The sequence below is a fragment of the Caballeronia sp. 11_S32 genome (assembly GCF_056930355.1).
In genome coordinates, this window is the sequence record NZ_JBXOWH010000003.1 from 113,021 (window position 1) to 129,814 (window position 16,794).

Sequence of the window (16,794 nt, forward strand, 5' to 3'; positions counted from 1 at the left end):
CTGTAAGCATCCAGAAAAGTCCTAAACCTCGGGCGGCTATAATCGCGAGACTGTTTTTGGTGGTGCTATGCAATCCTCTTCCCCGAACAACCCGCCGTCCACGCCGCCCGAAGGGCAAAAGAAAGCCAAGCGCCCATGGTGGGCGCGGTTGATGCTCGGCTTTTTCGTCAGCATGTTTGCGCTCGTCGTGTGCGCGGGCCTCGTGCTCGGCTACGCGCTCGTCGTCGCGATGCCCAACCTGCCTTCGCTCGAGGCGTTGACCGACTACAAGCCGAAGGTGCCGCTGCGAATCTACACGGCCGATCACGTGCTGATCGGCGAGTTCGGCGAAGAGCGCCGCAGCGTCGTGCGCATTCAGGACGTGCCCGATCATCTGAAAAAAGCCGTGCTCGCAATTGAGGACGCGCGCTTCTACGATCACGGCGGCGTCGATCTCACCGGCATCCTGCGCGCGGGCTCGGTCGCGCTGACCAACGGGCATGCGTCGCAGGGCGCGAGCACGATCACGATGCAGGTCGCGCGCAATTTCTTCCTGTCGAGCGAGAAGACCTACACGCGCAAGATCTACGAGATGCTGCTCGCCTACAAGATCGAGCGCGCGCTCACGAAGGATCAGATTCTCGAGGTGTATATGAATCAGATCTATCTCGGGCAGCGCGCGTATGGCTTCGCGAGCGCGGCGCGCGTTTATTTCGGCAAGGATCTGAAGGATGTCTCGCTCGCCGAGGCCGCCATGCTCGCGGGCCTGCCGAAAGCGCCGTCCGCGTATAACCCGGTCGTCAATCCCAAGCGCGCGAAGGTGCGGCAGGAGTACATCCTGCAACGCATGCGCGAACTGAACTTCATCACGCAGGATCAGTATGAGCAGGCGGTGAAGCAGCCGCTCGTCGTGAAGGGACAAGGGCGCGAATTCAGCGTGCACGCCGAATATGTCGCGGAAATGGTGCGCCAGATGATGTACGCACAGTACCGCGAGGAAGCGTACACGCGCGGCCTGAACGTCGTGACGACGATCGATTCAGCCGACCAGGACGCCGCCTATCGAGCGGTGCGAAAGGGCCTGATGGATTACGAGCATCGGCATGGATATCGTGGGCCGGAAGGTTATATCGACCTGCCGTCGAATCCGGATGATCGCGAGCAGGCCATCGACGATGCGCTCGCCGAGCATCCCGACAACGGCGAGATCGTCGCGGCGGTCGTGACGTCCGCGAGCCCGAAGGAAGTGAAGGCGAGCTTCATCGACGGCAACACGGCGACGATCAGCGGCAACGATCTGCGTTTCGTCCAGTTCGCGCTGAGCGCGAAGGCGCAGCCGAACGCGCGCATTCGTCCGGGCGCGATCGTGCGCCTCACGAAGAGCGACGATGGCGACTGGATCATCACGCAACTCCCGCAAGTGGAAGGCGCGCTGGTATCGATGGTGCCGCAGGATGGCGCGATCCGCGCGCTCGTCGGCGGCTTCGACTTCAACAAGAACAAGTTCAATCACGTGACGCAGGCCTGGCGTCAGCCGGGTTCGAGCTTCAAGCCATTCATCTACTCGGCATCGCTTGAGAAGGGTCTTTCGCCCGCGACGATCATCAACGACGGCCCGCTCTTCTTCAGCGCAGCGGAGACCGGCGGCCAGGCGTGGGAGCCGAAGAACTACGGCGGCGGCTTCGACGGCCCGATGACCATGCGCTCGGCGCTGCAGAAGTCGAAGAACATGGTGTCGATCCGCATCCTGAGCCATATCGGCACGAAGTACGCGCAGCAGTACATCACGCACTTCGGCTTCGACGCGGACCGTCATCCCGCCTACTTGCCGATGGCGCTCGGCGCGGGTCTCGTCACGCCGCTGCAGATGGCGGCGGGCTATGCAGTGTTCGCGAACGGCGGGTATCGCGTGAATCCGTATCTGATCGCCGACATCACCGATCCGTACGGCCGCGTCGTCTCGCATCCGCAGCCGCTCGTCGCGCAGCAAAGCGCGCCGCTCGCGATCACGCCGCGCAATGCGTTCGTGATGAACAGCCTGTTGCAGAGCGTCGCGCAGCACGGCACGGGCGCGAAGACGAATCAGCTGAAGCGCGGCGATCTCGCCGGCAAGACGGGCACGACGAACGATTCGCGCGATGCATGGTTCGCCGGCTATCAGCGCTCGCTCGTGGCGATCGCGTGGATCGGCTACGACAATCCGCGCAGTCTCGGCGACAAGGAAACCGGCGGCGGTCTCGCGCTGCCTGTCTGGATGGATTACATGGGCCGCGCGCTCAAGGGCGTGCCCGAGTACAAGCCATTGATGCCGCCCGATATCACATCGCTCGGCAACGAGCTCTATTTCGACGACATGACGCCGGGTCACGGCTTCGTCGCGACGATCGGCGTAAGTCAGGCGGCGCCGCAGGAAGGCGTGTCCGGTGTGACCGCGCCCGCGCCTCAAGTCGGCGAGCAGGAAAAGCAGGACATCATGAATCTGTTCAAGGGCCAATAGCAGTCGAGCCCTTGCGATGCCCGAAGCGGGCGGACCACGCGGTCCGCCCGCTTTTTTTACGCCTTGAAACTGATCGGCTCGCCGGCTTGCTCAGTCGAATATTTGCTCAACGTCGCAAAGAATTCGCTGTTGTCGCGCGTATCGCGCCACGCGCCGTCGACGTACTTGTAGTGGAATCCGCCGGCCTTCGCCGCGAGCCAGATTTCATGCTTCGGCGGCTGCAGGTTCACGATCACCTTCGTGCGGTTCTCGAATTCCAGCGTCAGCACATTGCCGCTGCGCTCGAATTCGATATCGGCGTCGGCCTGGTCCACCGAGCGCTCGATGGCTGTCAGCGCGGCCTCCGCCAGCGTCAGGTATTCCTGGTCTGTCATGCTAAACTCCATCGATTAAACGTTTAGGGACGGTCATGCGAGTCGTTTTCAGGATGAGCGCGATTGTAGCGGCTTTGAGCATCGGCGCCGCGGCAACACTCTCGCTCGGCGGTTGTGGTCAACGCGGTCCGCTTTATCTGCCTAAGGTGCCGCCGCTTCCGCAACGTCCCAACGATCTCCAGAATACGCCGCCTTCGAATGTCGCTGCGGACAGCGTTCCGAACACATCGGGCCAGCCGCTGACGCTTTCGCCGGAGACCAATCTGAACTCGGCGCCCAAGCCCGCTTCGTCCGCCGACTGACCTTCCGCCTCGCGCGCTCAAACGCGCATTTTCGATTCCACGCATGAGTGATTCCGCATTCCACTATGTCGACGGCGTGCTGCACGCCGAAGGCGTCTCAGCCGCGTCGCTCGCGGAGCAGTTCGGCACGCCGCTCTACGTCTATTCGCGCGAAGCGCTGACGCGCGCCTATCACGCCTACGCCGATGCCTGCGCGGGCCGCCGCGCGACCGTGCACGTCGCGGTGAAGGCGAACAGCAATCTCGCGGTGCTCAACGTGTTCGCGCGCATGGGCGCGGGCTTCGACATCGTGTCGTCGGGTGAGCTCGCGCGCGTGCTCGCGGCCGGCGGCAAGGCGGAAAACACCGTGTTCTCGGGCGTCGGCAAATCGGCGGCGGAAATGCGCGAGGCGCTCGAAGCCGGCGTGAAGTGCTTCAACGTCGAATCGATTCCCGAGCTGCACGCGTTGAACGAAGTCGCGAAGTCGCTCGGCAAGAAGGCGCCCGTTTCGCTGCGCGTGAATCCGGATGTCGATGCGAAGACGCATCCGTATATTTCCACCGGCCTCAAGTCGAACAAGTTCGGCGTCGCTTTCAGCGATGCGCGCGCGACCTACGCGCAAGCGCATGCGATGCCGAACCTCGATATCGTCGGCATCGATTGCCATATCGGCTCGCAGATCACCGAGATCAGCCCGTATCTCGATGCGGTCGACAAGCTGCTCGAGCTCGTCGCGCAGATCGAAGCGGACGGCATGAGCATTCGTCACGTCGATGTCGGCGGCGGCCTCGGCATCACGTACGACGACGAAACGCCGCCCGATATCGGCGTGTTCGTGAAGACGGTCCTCGATCACATCGAGAAGAGCGGCCACGGTCAGCGCGAAGTGTATTTCGAGCCGGGGCGCTCGCTGGTGGGCAATGCGGGCGTGTTGCTCACGCGCGTCGAGTTTCTGAAGCCGGGCGAGGAAAAGAACTTCGCCATCGTCGATGCCGCGATGAACGACCTCGCGCGCCCGGCGATGTACGAGGCCTTCCATCGCATCGTGCCGGTCGTGAAGCGTGACGCGAAAGCGCACAAGTACGATGTCGTCGGTCCGGTTTGCGAAAGCGGCGATTGGCTCGGACGCGATCGCGAACTCGCCGTCGAACCTGGCGATCTGCTCGCGATCTGCTCGGCGGGCGCATATGGCTTCGTGATGAGCTCGAACTACAACACGCGTCCGCGCGCCGCCGAAATCATGGTCGATGGCGAACGCGCGCGTCTCGTGCGCGAGCGCGAAGAAGTGAAGCAGTTGTTCGCCGGGGAATCGATTCTGCCGGACTGAGGCTTCCGCGTCTCAAAAAAAAAGCGATGCCGAGGCATCGTTTTTTTATGCGCGCCGCCGTGCCGCGTATGTTCGAATCCACGCGATCACGCGCCAGCCGAGCAACGCGATCACGATCGAGCCGTAGATCTTTGGCTGCTCGAAGTCGTGCTTGCCCGCCTTCATCCACCAGAAATGCAGGATCGCGAGCGCGGCGATCAGATAGATCGCGCGATGCAAGGTCTGCCAGCGGCGGCCGAGCTTGCGCACCATCGCTTTCGGCGAAGTCACGGCGAGCGGAATCAGCAGCACGAACGCCGCGAAACCCACCGTGATGAACGGCCGCTTGCCGATGTCCTTCAGCATCTCGGCGATATCGAACCATTTGTCGAACCAGATGTAGGTGGTGAAGTGCAGCACGGCGAAGAAGAACGCGTATAGGCCCGTCATCCGCCGAAAGCGCGCGAGCGCCGTAATGCCGGTCATGCGGCGCACCGGCGTGATGGCCAGCGTGATGCACAAATAGACGAGCGTCCAGCGGCCGGTCGAGCGCGTGATGAACTCGATCGGATTCGCGCTCAGGCCACCATTCACGCCAGTCATGCCGAGCACGACGAGACGCGCGAGCGGATACAGCATCAGGACGAACACAGCCACCTTCGCCGGAACGACCCAGCGCGGCCCCGGCTGAACACTGGCCCTCGCGCGCGTACCTTTGATTTGAGAAGCGGACGGCATCGTTCAGAAATTCTTCTTCAGGTCCATGCCCTGATACAGCGACGCGACCTGATCTCCATAACCGTTGAACATGAGCGTCTTGCGCTTCGGCTGAAAGAACCCGTCCTCACCGATACGCCGTTCCGTGGCCTGGCTCCAGCGCGGATGATCGACGTTCGGGTTCACGTTCGAATAGAAGCCGTATTCGTTCGGCGCGTAGAGATTCCAGCTCGTCGGCGGCTGCTTTTCGACGAAGCGGATCTTCACGAGCGATTTCGCGCTCTTGAAGCCGTACTTCCACGGCACCACGACGCGCACCGGCGCGCCGTTCTGGTTCGGCAGCACTTCGCCATACAGACCGACGGTCAGGAGCGTGAGCGGATTCATCGCCTCGTCCATGCGCAGGCCTTCGGAGTACGGCCATTCGAGGATCGGCGTCGAGAGACCGGGCATCTGCGACGGATCCGCGAGCGTGATGAACTGCACGTACTTCGCGTTGCCTTGCGGCTCGGCGCGCTTGATCAACTCGGAAAGCGAGACGCCGATCCACGGAATCACCATCGACCAGCCTTCGACACAGCGCAGCCGGTACACGCGTTCCTCGAGCGGCGCGAGCTTCAGGATATCGTCGATGTCGTAGACCTTCGGATTCTTGATCGCACCTTCGACCGACACTTTCCACGGCCGCGGACGCAGCGTGCCCGCGTGCTCGGCCGGATCGCCCTTGTCGGTGCCAAACTCGTAGAAGTTGTTGTAGGACGTGATGTCCTTGAGCGGCGTCGGCTTGTCGAGCGCGACGAATTTGGCGTTGGTCGTCGCGGCGAGCTTCTGGCCTTTCGCATCGGTCGAAGTCAGCGTCGCATTGGCGAGGCCGCTCGCGCCCGCGAGCCCGGTTGCGGCGAGCGCGCCGATTGAGCGCAACGCGCGGCGACGGTTCTCGAACACGTCGCGCGGCGTGATCTCATGACTCGCGATATCGCCACCGTAGAGATGACGGTTTCTTCCGATCCACATTTCCATTCCTTCCATTGCGACGCCGAACGCGTCGCGGCTCTATGCCGATACGGTGGAGAACAGCAGTTCGGATGCCAGTATTCCACCGCAAAACGAAAAAAAACCGCCAGCGGGGCGCATGGCGGTTTTTTTCTGAATCGATGCGGCCCGATCAGAGCTTGCCGTAACTATGCAAGCCCGACAGGAACATGTTGACGCCGAGGAACGCAAAGGTCGTCACGATCAGGCCCGTGAGCGCCCACCAGGCCGCCGCCGCGCCGCGCAGACCTTTCATCAGGCGCATGTGCAGCCACGCCGCGTAGTTCAGCCACACGATCAGCGCCCACGTTTCCTTCGGGTCCCAGCTCCAGTAGCCGCCCCACGCTTCCGCGGCCCACAGCGCGCCGAGAATCGTCGCGATGGTGAAGAACGCGAAGCCGACTGCGATCGACTTGTACATGACGTCGTCGAGCACTTCGAGCGAGGGCAGGCGGTCCGCCATGAAACCGCGCTGCTTCCCGAGATACGCCACCGAGACCATCGCGGAGAGCGCGAAACTGCCGTAACCGATGAAGTTCGCCGGCACGTGGATTTTCATCCACCAGCTTTGCAGCGCGGGCACGAGCGGTTGAATCTGCTGCGCGTCGCGGGCGATCGAGTACCACATCAGGAAGCCGACGGCCGCGCTGATCACGAGGAGCACGAACGCGCCCATCTGCCGCGTCGAGTAATGCTGCTCGTAGTAGAGATAGAACAGCGCCGTGATCAGGCAGAACAGCACGAACACTTCATACAGATTCGAGATCGGAATATGGCCGACGTCCGAGCCGATCATGTACGACTCGTACCAGCGCACCATCAGGCCGGTGAAGCCCATCAGCACCGCGACCCACGTCATGCGCGAGCCGATCGCGCCGCCGGTCTGCGAGCGCGTCACGAGGCCGATCCAGTAGAAGAGCGTGGCGAGGATGAAAAGCGCGCTCATCCACAAAATCGCGGATTGGCTCGACAGGAAGTATTTGAGGAAGAAATTGGTCTCGGCGCGCGCCAGGTCGTGCTGATACAACTGGATCGACGACAGCGCCAGCACCGCGATCAGCGCGATCAAAAGGCGCACCGGTTTCCAGCGCCAGCCGAGCACGACGAACGTGGGCACCGCGCCGATCAGCACGGCCGTGTCGTACACGTCCATGTACGCGTGATAGCGGTTCAGCGCGAAGCCCGCGCCGGCGACCATCGCGAGCGCGAACAGCCAGTCGATGACGCCGAGCCTGCGCAAGAAAGGACGATCGTCGAACACGGCGACATCGGGAAGATCCGATGCCGGACGCTCCGTCTGGACAGGTGCGCGGGAGGAGGATTGTGTGAGGTCCATGATCTTACCGTGTTGAAACTTCCGAGCTCGGAGTCTCGGATTGCGAGTGCCGGGGCGCACCGGATGCCGGGGACGGATCGGCCGGGCCTTCCGGCTTCACGCCGAGCGCCGCCGCGATTTGCGCGCGCGTGCGCACGAATTCTTTCTCGAAATCGAACGTGCGGCGGGCCGTGGACATCGCCATCAGCACGCTCGCGCCGCCCTGCCCTGTATCTTTGAGCCAGAACCAGAGCCGGCGTTCGCGCACGTAGAACATCGCGAAAATGCCGACCACCAGCAGAAGGCTGCCAAGATACACCAGATTTTTACCCGGTGCGCGCGTCAACTGGAATACCGAAGCTTGCACCTGCTTGAAGTTGTCCAGCTGCAGGAAGACAGGCGAACCGTACAGAAAGCTGTCGGAAAGCGCGTTGATGGACGACTGCACGAACGCGGAGTTCTTTTCATCCACTTTAGCGTCAGGCAGGCCGTTTTGCTCTCGGGAAATCTGCCATACGTCCCACATCGCGCCTTCAAGCATGCGCATCAGCAGGCCAGCGGCTTTTTCCTGCTCGCCCTTCGGCACCGATTTGTCGATGAACATCGCGATGCTCTGGAAACCGCCAATCATCTGGGGATTCGCGCTCGTCTTGCCCGTTTCATCGGCGCCGGCGAAGAGGTTCAGCACGCGAATCGCGCTTTCCTCCAGATGTTTCTGAAGCTCGCCGTTCTCCTGCGGCACCGAGCGCAGCGCGAAACGATGTGCGGCTTCGGCGCGCGTCGCGGGCGTGGCGAGCGCCGCGCGCAAGTCCATCCATTGCTTGACGGTGCTCTGCTCGTCGGCGGGAATGCGCAGATAGCGGAACGGATCGTTCGGGCTTACGCGCATGCCCGCGAGGAACATGCGCTGGCCGCTCACATCCACCGGCAGCATGTAGTTGCTGTACTCGCGCGCCTGGCCGTCCGTGCCGCGCACCTTGTATTGCACCGACGGCCCGACGTTGCGCAGATCGGTGGGCTTCGACGTTTTCGCGCCGGAGCCGAGGCGCTCGTCGAACGCATCGCGCAGCGTTTCCTTCTTGCCGACGCCGCGCGCGTCCGGCGCACCGCTGCCATCCGTCATGTTCTCGACGTTGATCGCGCGGAAATCCGTGAATTCGACGGTTTCGCCCTGCGCGCCCGTGAACTGCGTGCCGATGGGCGCCGTGCCGCCGATCGTGCCGCTGAAGGGCGCGGTTTTGGCGCTGCCGCCGGTCATCGGCCAGGCGGTCATTTCGAGCTTCGAGCCGCCGTCCTGGAAACTCGATTGATAGATCGAGACGCCGTCGTAGGTGAACGGCTTGTTCACCTCGACGCGCGCCGGAATGCGCTTGCCCGTCTTGTGATCGATCACGACGATATCGCTCGCAAAGAGCTTCGGCATGCCGGTCGAGTAGTAATCGACGATGAACTTGTTCAGCTGAATCGAGAACGGCAGATCCTGAATGATCGAGCCGTCCTGCTGGTTCAGGATCGCCGTGCCGACGAACTGGCCCTCGGGCACCCACGCGTAACCGCGGAACGTCGGGTTCGATGTCGACAGACGATGCTCGGCGGGAATGTCGTTGATGACGGCGTTGCTGTTGACCGGCGTCTTGTTGAACATCCACATCTGCAATTTGATGGGCAGATTGCTGTCCAGCAGCCCGCCGATGCAGATCACCACGATCGCCAGATGCGCCGAGATATAGCCGATCTTGGTCATCGCGCCGCGCTTGCCCGCGATCAGCGTCGCGCCGTTGTCGGTCTGACGCGTGACGGTGCGATAGCCCATCTTCGCGGCGAGGCGCTCGAGGGTCGCCGCGGTTTGCGCGCGGTTAGTCGCTACCGTGAATTCTCCCTTGTGATGGAACGCGCGCAGACCGCCTTCATGCACGCGGTCTTTCCAGCTCTTGATATCCGCGATCATCTTCGGGCTGTTACGGATGACGCACAGCGACACCGAGATCACGAGGAAGATCAGGATCAGCATGAACCACCACGCGCTGTACACGTTGTAGAGGCTCAGGCCGCGGAAGATGTCCGCCCAGAACGGGCCGAACTGGTTCACATAGTTGGGATACGGGTCCTCTTGCGTGAGCACCGTGCCGATGATGCTCGCGATCGCCAGAATGACCAGCAACGCGATGGCGAAGCGCATCGAACTGACTAGTTCGACGAAATGCCTGAAGGCCCGGCGGCCCGACTTCGACTGCATACCCGATGTGGTGACGCTCATTCAAACTCCGACTGGACAGCAAAAAAGGGTGGAGACGCTGGCGGTCTCATCGACCGACGTCCCACCCTTTTCTTGTTTTCGCGCCGGTCTTCTCGGATGCTCCCGGGACCGGCTTCGTAGTATGGGCGATTCCCGTTCTCGACGCAGGGAACCGCTGGACGCTGACTGCTGCGTTTAATGCAAACCGGCGATGTAGTCGGCAACCGCCTTCATCTCCGTTTCATTCATGCGCGAGGAAATCTGATGCATTGGCTCGCTGTTGCCGCGTTGTCCCGTTGCGAAGGCGTTCAACTGCGCAACGGTGTAATCGCCCCATTGCCACGACAGCCGCGGATACTGCACCGGGATGCCCATGCCCGTCGCGCCATGGCAGGCGGCGCACGCCGGCACGCCCTTATCCGCGATGCCGCCGCGGTAGATCTTCTGCCCGAGCGCCACGTCGTTCTTGTCGCGCGCGTAGTTGGGCTTGGCCTTCTGCGACGCGAAGTACGCCGCGACATTCACCATGTCCTGCTCAGACAGCGCGCCCGCGATGCCCGCCATGATCGGATTGTTGCGCGCCGGCGCTTTTGCGCCCGGCTGCGTCTTGTAATCCTTCAACTGCTTGACGATGTATTCGGCGTGCTGCCCGGCGAGCTTTGGAAACGCCGCGCCGGCGCTGTTGCCGTCAGCCGCGTGACACGCCGCGCACACCTGGGTCGCAATGGCCTGGCCCCTCGCTGCATCCGGCTTTGCCGATTGCGCGGGCTCCGCCGCATTCACTGACGCCGATACCGCTAGTCCACTCAAACCTGCACCGAAAGCCGCCGCTGCCCGAATCACCACCAGAGACCTGTACAGTCGGTTCATTCGCGTACCCTGTTTTTCGTCTTGTGAGAATGTGAGGTTCTGCAAAAAACGACGGCGACAGAACATCGCCGCAAGATACCCGAACTCGCTGAACGAAGAGGCTCAAAAAGTGCCCCAAAAACTGTCTCGCTCCTCTATGGGTGCCGCCTGCGGCTTGGGTCTTGCGTGCCCGTGCTGATCTTTAAAAATCCGTCGTATTGTACAATAACCCGCTACACGCAAAGACGCCAGTCGGGGCATGCCCAGTATTCGCCGGGTTCTCAAGGCTTCTGGTATTCACCGCTCATTCGATTGGGTCCGCCAATGTCATTTCTGCTTCACCAATCCCGTTTCTTTACCACCGTCAATCACCTGCGCGATCTGCCGCCCACGCCGCAGCCGGAAGTCGCATTCGCGGGACGCTCGAACGCGGGTAAGTCGACCGCGATCAACATTCTGTGCAACCAGAAGCGGCTCGCGTTCGCGAGTAAGACGCCGGGGCGCACGCAGCACATCAATTACTTCTCGGTCGGGCCGAAGGACGCGCCGGTCGGTTATCTCGTCGATCTTCCCGGCTACGGTTACGCCGAAGTGCCGGGCGCCGCGAAGGAGCATTGGCAGCGTCTGCTTTCCACCTATCTGCAGAGCCGCGCGCAACTGTGCGGCATGATCCTGATGATGGATTCGCGCCGCCCGCTCACGGAACTGGATCGCATCATGATCGACTGGTTCGCGCCGACCGGAAAACCGATTCACGCGCTGCTCACCAAATGCGACAAATTGACGCGACAGGAGATGACCAACGCCCTCCGCGCGACGAAGAAATCCTTGGTGGAATATAAAGACGCGGGTTATCGCGGCGAACTGACCGTGCAGCTTTTCTCCGCGCTCAAGCGCACTGGTCTCGATGAAGCGCACGAACAGATCGAAAGCTGGCTGATGCCCGAAGAAGCGGGCGAGAACGTGCCGGAAGACGCGGCCGAGTGAGCCGTCGCGCGCGCTCGCGCATAAACGCTCGCGCATAAAAAAACCCGCCGCATGACGGCGGGTTAATAGCCTAATCGAATATCGACAGGCACCCGCTCAGGGAGGAGAAGCGGGGAGTCCGGCGGCAAGCGCCTCGCTCGATCGGTATGATATACCATTGTCTCAAAACGGTTTCAGACGCGCCCAAGTCCTTGTTCGGCAAGGATTTGCGCGTGTTCTGCGACACGTTTTCGACCTCCCCTGAAGATCACCAATTCGAGTCGAAATATGAGCTTCTATCCGCACCATCGTCCGCGCCGCATGCGCCACGATGACTTCTCGCGTCGTCTGATGCGCGAAAACCTCCTCACCACGAACGACCTCATTTATCCGGTGTTCATCGTCGAAGGGACGAATGCGCGGCAAGCCGTGCCGTCGATGCCCGGCGTCGAGCGCACTTCCGTCGACCTGCTGATGAAAGTCGCCGAGCAGTGCGTGGAACTGGGTGTGCCGGTGATTTCGCTGTTTCCGGCGATCGAGCCGTCGCTCAAGACGCCCGATGGCCGCGAGGCCACGAATCCCGAAGGTCTGATTCCGCGCGCCGTGCGCGAGCTGAAGAAGAACTTCCCGATGCTCGGCGTGCTGACCGACGTCGCGCTGGATCCGTACACGAGCCACGGCCAGGACGGCGTGCTCGACGAAGAAGGCTACGTGAAGAACGACGAAACCAGCGAAATTCTCGTCGAGCAGGCGCGCACGCAGGCCGAGGCGGGTGTGGATATCGTCGCGCCGTCGGACATGATGGACGGCCGCATCGGCGCGATCCGCGAGATGCTCGAAAGCGAAAGCTACATTCATACGCGCATCATGGCGTACGCGGCGAAGTACGCGTCGGCGTTCTATGGCCCGTTCCGCGATGCAGTCGGCTCGGCCGCGAATCTCGGCAAGGGCAACAAGATGACGTACCAAATGGACCCGGCCAACTCCGATGAAGCGATGCGCGAAGTGCGCATGGACATCGAAGAAGGCGCGGACATGGTGATGGTCAAGCCGGGCATGCCGTATCTCGACATCGTGCGCCGCGTGAAGGACGAGTTCCGCTTCCCGACTTACGCGTATCAGGTGAGCGGCGAGTACGCGATGATCAAGGCCGCCGCGCAGAACGGCTGGATCGACCACGACAAGGTGATGATGGAAGCGTTGCTCGCGTTCAAGCGCGCGGGCGCCGATGGCGTGCTGACGTACTTCGCGCTGGATGCGGCGCGGATTCTGCGGGCGTCGAAGTAAGCTTTCCTGCGTCAGATGTGAGAAGGGCGATGCTTCACGGCATCGCCCTTCTTTTTTACCCGTTCGAAGGACCGACCTTGTCGAGGCTCTTCAGGAACGTATCCGCCGATTCGTAGCCGACCACGCGCGCGACTTCGTTACCCTGCGCATCGAAGAAGATGATGCCCGGCGGCCCGAACAGCCGGAAGCGCTTCAGAAGCGCCTGGTCGTCGGCGTTGTTGGCGGTCACGTCCGCGCGCAGCAGATTGAGTTGCGCGAGGCGCGCCTGCACGCGGGCGTCGGAGAAGGTCAGCTTCTCCATTTCCTTGCAGGACACGCACCAGTCGGCGTAGAAATCGAGCATCGCGGGGCGCGCGGCCGATTTGACCGCCGAGTCCAGTTCCGCCGACGAGCGCACCGGTGCGAACGCTGGCCCCGGCGTTTGCGCGGACGCGGACGAGTCGCCCCTCGAAGCTAGCACGGCGAGAGGACGCAACGGATCCGTCGAACCCGCCGCCAGCCCGACGAGCAGCGTCGCGGCCCAGATGGCGAATGCGGCGCCGAGGCCGCGTCCGAGCCGCTTCCATACGCCGACAGGCACCGCCGCGCCCGACGAGAACAGCCCGAGCGATGCCGCCGCGATCAACAACCACAGCGCCGCGAGCAACATCTGCGCGACGCCGCCGATGACAGGCCACACGATCCACAACGCCGCCGCGAGCAGCACGACGCCAAAGAACACCTTCACGCCATCCATCCACACGCCGGCGCGGGGCAGGATCGAGCCAGCGCCCAACCCGATGATCAGCAGCGGCACGCCGAGCCCGATGCCCATCGCGAAGAGCGCCGCGCCGCCGAGCACTGCGTTGCCGGTATGCGCGATGAATGCGAGCACCGCGAAAAGCGGCGCGGTCATGCACGCGCCAACGACGAGCGCGGAAAGCGCGCCCATCACCGCGACGGCCGCAAACTTGCCGCCGCTGTGTTGCCGCGACGCCTCGTTCACGCCGCTCTGCCAGCGCTCGGGCAACGCGATGTCGACGCCCGAAATCAGTGCGACGGCGAACGCCGCGAGCAGCACGCCGAATGCACCGAGCACCCACGGGTTCTGCAACCACGCGCCGAGACTCTGACCGATCAGCGCGGCCGCGATGCCGAGCACGGTGTAGACGAGCGCCATGCCGATCACATACGACACGGACAACGCGAATCCGCGGGTGCGCGTCACGCGTGCACCTTCACCGACGATGATCGCGGAGAGAATCGGGATCATCGGATAAGAGCATGGCAACAGACTCAACACGATGCCAGCGAGGAAATACAGTCCGACAACAGCGAAAAATCCGCCGCCTTCGAGCATCGATTGCGCGTAATCGGCGTTCGTCACGCGCTCGAACCATGAAGTGCTGCTGTCCCCGACTGTGACGGGCGGAGACGGCGACGCGCCCGCCGGTTGCAGTGCGTCGCCCTTGACGCGATACGTCTTCTCCATCGGCGGATAACAGATGCCCTGATCCGCACATCCTTGCGATGTCACGGCGAGCACGAACGGGCCTTTCGCCTGCGTCACCGGAATACGGATAATCAACTCGCCACGATACGTCTCAACGTCCTTATTGAACGTCTGATCGAAATGGACCTTGCCGGCCGGCAGTTGCGCCGCACCAATCATTGCATCACCGCTTTTCACTGCGAACGCAAAGCGCTCGCGGTACATGTAATAACCGTCCGCGATCTTGTAGCGCACATCCACTTCACCGGGCTTCTCGGATGCGCTGAATTTGAACGCGACGTCGGGATCGAGAAAATCGTCGGCTGCACGGGCAACGCCCGACAGCAGTGCGAACGCCGCTAGGAACAGGAACGCGCCGAAGAATCGCCGCGCGATAAGACGAGAAAGCTCAAACATGAAGAGGACGCTGCGTTTCTACGTTGATCCACTGTCCGTATGCAGGTGAAGCGTCCACCTGCCAGACCAGGATTTCGGGTGTTTCATACGGATGCCGAGCCTCGACAAAGCGCTGCAACTCCTCGCTGCGCGCGACGCTCGTCTTGAACAACAACTGCACTTCCTGCGACGACTCCAGCGCGCCCTTCCAGTGATACCGCGATGACACCCCGCCAAGATTCGTCACGCAGGCGGCGAGCCGCGCTTCCAGCACCGCTTGCGCGAGCGCATCGGCAGCAGCGGCATCGGGCAGCGTGGAAAGCATCAAAACGACGGGGACGTTCACTCGGGGCTCCGTGGAAAAGCGTGACAGGCCAGTTGCATATCGTAGCATCGGCGACGGCCGCGCATCTTTACCGCCTGTCGCGCTGAAATGCCGCAGCCAGAATGCAAAAAGGCCAAGCTGAGCTTGGCCTTTTCACTAACAACCCGAACCGGAACTTATTCCGCTTCTTGCACTTCTTCCGTCTCTTCGACTTCCGGGCGATCCATCAACTGGACCAGCGCCATCGGCGCGTTGTCGCCGACGCGGAAACCGAACTTCAGGATGCTGAGGTAGCCGCCCGGACGGTTTGCGTAGCGCGGGCCGAGAACGTCGAACAGCTTCGCGACGGAATCACGATCGCGCAGACGGTTGAACGCCAGACGGCGGTTCGCGAGCGACGGCTTCTTGCCCAGCGTGATGAGGGGCTCGACGACCTTGCGCAGTTCCTTGGCCTTCGGCAGCGTCGTCTTGATGACTTCGTGCTCGATGAGCGAATTCGACATATTGCGGAGCATTGCCAGACGATGGCTGCTCGTGCGGTTCAGTTTCCGCAGACCATGCTTATGACGCATTTTCAGTTCCTTTAACGAGTTTTGATCCAGCTCTTCTATTGCGCCCTATTTCGGGAGCACGGGCCGGTCAGAGAAAAGCAAGACGCGGATTTTAAAGCAAAATCCGCGTCGTTGCCAAGTTACGCGATTGCGTTCGCTATTACTTGCCGACTTACTTGTCCAAACCGGCCGGCGGCCAGTTTTCGAGCTTCATACCGAGCGTCAGACCGCGCGAAGCCAGCACTTCCTTGATTTCGTTCAGCGACTTGCGGCCCAGATTCGGCGTCTTCAGCAGTTCGTTTTCCGTACGCTGGATCAGATCGCCGATGTAGTAGATGTTCTCGGCCTTCAGACAATTCGCGGAGCGAACCGTGAGTTCGAGATCGTCCACCGGACGCAGCAGGATCGGATCGATCTGCGGCGCGCGCGACGGTGCTTCCGCTGCCGCTTCGGTGCCTTCCAGCGCTGCGAACACCGACAACTGATCGACCAGAATGCGAGCCGACTGGCGGATCGCTTCTTCCGGCGAGATCACGCCGTTGGTCTCGATGTTCATCACGAGCTTGTCGAGGTCGGTACGCTGTTCGACACGCGCGCTTTCGACGGCGTAGCTCACACGGCGAACGGGCGAGAACGAAGCGTCCAGCACGATGCGGCCGATGATCTTCGCCGACTCTTCACCGTAGCGGCGCACGTTGCCCGGCACGTAGCCGCGGCCCTTTTCGATCTTGATCTGAACGTCGAGCTTGCCGCCCTTCGACAGATGAGCGATCACGTGTTCCGGGTTGATGACTTCGCAGTCGTGCGCGAGTTCGATATCGCCGGCCGTGACAACGCCTTCGCCTTCCTTGCGCAGCGTCACCGTGACTTCGTCGCGGTTGTGCAGCTTGAAGACGACGCCCTTCAGGTTCAACAGCAGGTTGACCACATCCTCTTGCACACCATCGAGCGTCGAGTATTCGTGCACGACGCCTGCGATCGTCACTTCGGTCGGCGCGTAGCCGATCATCGACGACAGCAGCACGCGCCGGAGCGCGTTACCCAAGGTGTGGCCATAGCCGCGTTCGAACGGCTCCATAACCACCTTCGCATGGTTTTCACCAAGCGATTCAACTGCAATGATCTTGGGCTTCAACAAACTGGTTTGCATAGGTTTTCCTTTTCAATACCCTCGGCTCGTTACACCGATAAGGCTGACCGGTAACAACCTGA

The 16,794-nt window shown here is 62.0% G+C and carries 15 protein-coding genes; 5 read left to right on the plus strand and 10 right to left on the minus strand.

Annotated elements, in window-relative coordinates; all coding sequences use genetic code 11:
• Positions 1-67: 67 nt before the first annotated feature.
• A complete protein-coding gene (locus AC1Z32_RS12000; protein WP_483478912.1) occupies positions 68-2,476 on the plus strand; it encodes a penicillin-binding protein 1A in 2,409 nt (802 codons plus the stop codon).
• Positions 2,477-2,532: 56 nt separating this feature from the next.
• Here the strand turns inward: AC1Z32_RS12000 and cyaY are convergent, their stop codons facing one another.
• Positions 2,533-2,850, minus strand: a complete 318-nt coding sequence (gene cyaY, locus AC1Z32_RS12005) for an iron donor protein CyaY (RefSeq protein WP_483478913.1) — start codon at positions 2,848-2,850, stop codon at positions 2,533-2,535.
• 35 nt (positions 2,851-2,885) lie between these two features.
• On the opposite strand from cyaY, the gene lptM reads away from it, so the two are divergent.
• The gene (lptM, locus tag AC1Z32_RS12010) at positions 2,886-3,152 is read left to right on the plus strand and encodes an LPS translocon maturation chaperone LptM (RefSeq protein ID WP_483478914.1); all 267 of its coding nucleotides are present in this window, start codon (positions 2,886-2,888) and stop codon (positions 3,150-3,152) included.
• A 43-nt stretch (positions 3,153-3,195) separates the two neighbouring features.
• Complete coding sequence (gene lysA / locus AC1Z32_RS12015) at positions 3,196-4,458, plus strand: diaminopimelate decarboxylase (protein WP_483478915.1); 1,263 nt, start codon at positions 3,196-3,198, stop codon at positions 4,456-4,458.
• 45 nt (positions 4,459-4,503) lie between these two features.
• Here lysA and msrQ read toward each other — a convergent pair whose 3' ends face one another.
• The 5 genes from msrQ to AC1Z32_RS12040 all read right to left on the minus strand — a co-directional run bounded on the left by msrQ (position 4,504) and on the right by AC1Z32_RS12040 (position 10,607).
• Positions 4,504-5,175 carry a protein-methionine-sulfoxide reductase heme-binding subunit MsrQ gene (msrQ, locus tag AC1Z32_RS12020; protein ID WP_483478916.1) on the minus strand — a complete coding sequence of 224 codons (672 nt, stop codon included), beginning with the start codon at positions 5,173-5,175 and terminating at the stop codon, positions 4,504-4,506.
• 3 nt (positions 5,176-5,178) lie between these two features.
• Positions 5,179-6,168 carry a protein-methionine-sulfoxide reductase catalytic subunit MsrP gene (gene msrP / locus AC1Z32_RS12025; protein ID WP_483478917.1) on the minus strand — a complete coding sequence of 330 codons (990 nt, stop codon included), beginning with the start codon at positions 6,166-6,168 and terminating at the stop codon, positions 5,179-5,181.
• Positions 6,169-6,319: 151 nt separating this feature from the next.
• Positions 6,320-7,522 carry a c-type cytochrome biogenesis protein CcsB gene (gene ccsB / locus AC1Z32_RS12030; protein ID WP_483478918.1) on the minus strand — a complete coding sequence of 401 codons (1,203 nt, stop codon included), beginning with the start codon at positions 7,520-7,522 and terminating at the stop codon, positions 6,320-6,322.
• Positions 7,523-7,526: 4 nt separating this feature from the next.
• A complete protein-coding gene (locus tag AC1Z32_RS12035) occupies positions 7,527-9,758 on the minus strand; it encodes a cytochrome c biogenesis protein ResB (protein WP_483478919.1) in 2,232 nt (743 codons plus the stop codon).
• A 174-nt stretch (positions 9,759-9,932) separates the two neighbouring features.
• Positions 9,933-10,607 (minus strand): c-type cytochrome, encoded by a 675-nt coding sequence (locus AC1Z32_RS12040; protein ID WP_483478920.1) that lies wholly within the window; start codon positions 10,605-10,607, stop codon positions 9,933-9,935.
• A 303-nt stretch (positions 10,608-10,910) separates the two neighbouring features.
• Between AC1Z32_RS12040 and yihA the strand changes: the two genes are divergently transcribed.
• Positions 10,911-11,573 (plus strand): ribosome biogenesis GTP-binding protein YihA/YsxC, encoded by a 663-nt coding sequence (gene yihA / locus AC1Z32_RS12045; protein WP_483478921.1) that lies wholly within the window; start codon positions 10,911-10,913, stop codon positions 11,571-11,573.
• Between the two features lie 267 nt (positions 11,574-11,840).
• Positions 11,841-12,839: a porphobilinogen synthase gene (gene hemB, locus AC1Z32_RS12050; protein WP_483478922.1), complete on the plus strand. Its 999-nt coding sequence runs from the start codon at positions 11,841-11,843 to the stop codon at positions 12,837-12,839.
• 55 nt (positions 12,840-12,894) lie between these two features.
• Here hemB and dsbD read toward each other — a convergent pair whose 3' ends face one another.
• The 4 genes from dsbD to AC1Z32_RS12070 form a co-directional block, all read right to left on the minus strand.
• A complete protein-coding gene (gene dsbD / locus AC1Z32_RS12055) occupies positions 12,895-14,727 on the minus strand; it encodes a protein-disulfide reductase DsbD (protein ID WP_483478923.1) in 1,833 nt (610 codons plus the stop codon).
• On the minus strand, positions 14,720-15,052 hold the full coding sequence (gene cutA / locus AC1Z32_RS12060) for a divalent-cation tolerance protein CutA (protein WP_483478924.1): 333 nt from the start codon (positions 15,050-15,052) through the stop codon (positions 14,720-14,722). Before cutA ends, dsbD begins: the two co-directional genes overlap by 8 nt.
• Before the next feature lie 155 nt (positions 15,053-15,207).
• Positions 15,208-15,603, minus strand: a complete 396-nt coding sequence (rplQ, locus tag AC1Z32_RS12065; protein WP_008344047.1) for a 50S ribosomal protein L17 — start codon at positions 15,601-15,603, stop codon at positions 15,208-15,210.
• Between the two features lie 151 nt (positions 15,604-15,754).
• Positions 15,755-16,732: a DNA-directed RNA polymerase subunit alpha gene (locus AC1Z32_RS12070; RefSeq protein ID WP_008344045.1), complete on the minus strand. Its 978-nt coding sequence runs from the start codon at positions 16,730-16,732 to the stop codon at positions 15,755-15,757.
• Positions 16,733-16,794 lie beyond the last annotated feature (62 nt).